Raw genomic sequence first — 2187 nt, 5'->3', positions numbered from 1 at the left:
GCTTCTGGCCCGCAGACCGCGACTGGCGCGATCTGGTGGCGTTTCGCACCCAGCAGATTTTCCGGCGGGGATGGGAGGGTTTATTAAGCCTGGATCACAACCGTCCATAAAAGGTCATGCGCGCGGTCTCTGACAGCGCAATTCCCGGCTGCGTATTATAAGCCAGTACGGCCAGCATTCGCGTGATATCACCTTGGGTAGGCGTCACGCGGTGCAATGAATTACGCCCGCGAAACAGCACTAAATCCCCGGCCTCAATTTCCAGCGCGTCAACCGGCCGCTGCTGATCCAGTACGGCCGCGACGCCGTCAAAATTCATCTCTCCGGCATCGGCGTTGCGCAGATCCTTCACATACTGGAATACGCCGCCAGCGCGCGGCTTCTGCACCAGCAGGGTGATGGCGAAAGAGGAGTTATCAAAATGCCAGCCCAGTTCCTGCCCATCCGGCGCATAGTGCAGGTTTATAGAGGAGAGGGGATCGGCATAGGGATAGAGCGCGGTTTCGCCCAGCACATCGCACAGAAACCCTTTAAACAGCGCATCATTATAGAGCTGGCGCAGCGGCGAATCGGCGGCGATAAGATCGTCGGTAATGCAGCCTTTGGTGCTGCTCACATCACGATTGCGCGGATGATCGGCGCTGTAGGCTTCATCAGCCTTCATTAAATAGACGTTGTGCTTGCTAACGGTGTGATAAGCCTGATGGCGCTGCGCTTCGCCTTCGGCAATGATGCTCCTTAGCGCGGCGGGTTGTAAAAACTGACGCAGCACCAGCGCGCCGTGTTGGTTGAGCTGTTCGCGGCACTCGCGCCGCCAGTCGGCATCGGCAAGCGGATGTAAATCGAAACGGATCAGAGCAGACATAGCGGCAGTTCTCATCATTTAAGGTGGTTGAAAACTGTAACTTGCTGATATGTTGCTGCATAACGATATAAATTTAACGGCCTGTTAAGGAAAGATTAATGCCTGCTCAGTCACCGCGTTTACCTAAAATCAGCGTTATTCAGGCGTTCAAGGTCGCGGCGGAGCTGGGCAGTCTGGCTAAGGCCGCCGCCCAGCTGGCGCTGACGCCTGCGGCGGTAAGCCAGCAAATCCGTCAGCTGGAGGAGCAGCTCGGCAGCGCGCTGTTTGTGCGTACCCAGAGCGGGGTAAGGTTAACCGAGACAGGCAAAGAGTATCTGCGCTATGTGACCGAAGCCTTCGACATTCTGCATCTCGGACAGCAGAACCTGCGTCACGCGGCCGTAATGCCGAAGCTGACGCTCTACGCGCTGCCTGCGCTGGCTTCAAAGTGGCTGTTGCCCAATATCATGCAGTGGCGTGAACGCTGTCCGGATATCGATTTATCGCTGTACGGTACCCATGCGCAGGTGGATTTTAACGCCACGCCGGCGGATTTCGTCATCTGTTTCGGTGAGGAGCGTTATCCACAGCTGGATAAGCAACGCCTGTTTCTGGATGAGGTCGTGCCGGTAGCCAGCCCGGCTCTGCTACAGCGTTATCCGCATGGAAGCGCGCTCAGTCAGGCACCGCTGATTCATCTTGACTGGGGCAATGAAGGGCGTTTTCTGCCTGACTGGCGTAGCTGGTTTCTCGCTAAGGAAATGCCGGTTGCGGCGCCGCAACCGGCATTACGTTTTAATCTCACCTCGCTGGCCATAGACGCCGCCGTAGCTGGCGCGGGGTTACTGCTGGGACAGAGGCGGCTGATCGCCGCTGAACTGGCGCGTGGCGACCTGGTAACGGTTGATGCGCTAAGCCTGCCGCTCAGCAAACCCTATTTTCTGGCCTGGCCGCAGCGTTCGCGCAGCCAGCCGGGCAGCGAAGCCTTAATAAACTGGCTTACGCAATTAGCGGACTGACTCCCAGAGCCTATGGCGCAACCTCAAACTCCATCTGGTTTCGCGCCAGTAAACGGTTCTCGCCATTGACGATTTTCACCGATACGCGCAGCATCCCAGGTTGTGACGGTGTCACGGGAAGCTCCACCACTTTTTTACCGCTGTCGGCCGCGATGTCCACCTGCTGTTTACCCTGCGCCAGAACCTTATCGCCTTGTTCTATGCGCCACTCCAGCCGGGTACCGTTGTGCGCTACCGGCAGGTCATTAATCGTCCACAGGTTGAACTGTCCCGGCTGTCCGACCTTCCAGTTCAGACTCTTTGGCTCTATCGAGGGCAGCAGCG

The 2187-nt window shown here is 57.4% G+C and carries 2 protein-coding genes and 1 pseudogene; 1 reads left to right on the top strand and 2 read right to left on the bottom strand.

The genetic code is table 11. The annotated features are described in order from the left end of the window. Positions 1–94: 94 nt before the first annotated feature. Positions 95–865, bottom strand: coding sequence for a HalD/BesD family halogenase (locus B3797_RS18890; protein ID WP_311791881.1), 771 nt, complete (start codon positions 863–865; stop codon positions 95–97). Between the two features lie 98 nt (positions 866–963). Here B3797_RS18890 and B3797_RS18885 point away from each other — a divergent pair, with 98 nt between their 5' ends. Next, the gene (locus B3797_RS18885; protein ID WP_311783650.1) at positions 964–1863 is read left to right on the top strand and encodes a LysR substrate-binding domain-containing protein; all 900 of its coding nucleotides are present in this window, start codon (positions 964–966) and stop codon (positions 1861–1863) included. Positions 1864–1873: 10 nt separating this feature from the next. On the opposite strand, the pseudogene B3797_RS18880 reads toward B3797_RS18885, so the two are convergent. Further along, positions 1874–2187 (bottom strand): annotated as a pseudogene (locus B3797_RS18880) (hypothetical protein); the annotation flags it as partial.

The sequence above is a fragment of the Pantoea sp. UBA5923 genome (assembly GCF_002431095.1).
Classification (GTDB): domain Bacteria; phylum Pseudomonadota; class Gammaproteobacteria; order Enterobacterales; family Enterobacteriaceae; genus Pantoea; species Pantoea piersonii.
The sequence above is the reverse complement of the archived record's forward strand: the minus strand, read 5'-3'. Positions and strand labels throughout refer to the sequence as shown.

Excerpts from the sequence above, each read along its gene's own strand:
- B3797_RS18890 (WP_311791881.1), bottom strand. The coding sequence starts at position 865 with ATGTCTGCTCTGATCCGTTTCGATTTACATCCGCTTGCCGATGCCGAC.
- B3797_RS18885 (WP_311783650.1), top strand. The coding sequence starts at position 964 with ATGCCTGCTCAGTCACCGCGTTTACCTAAAATCAGCGTTATTCAGGCG.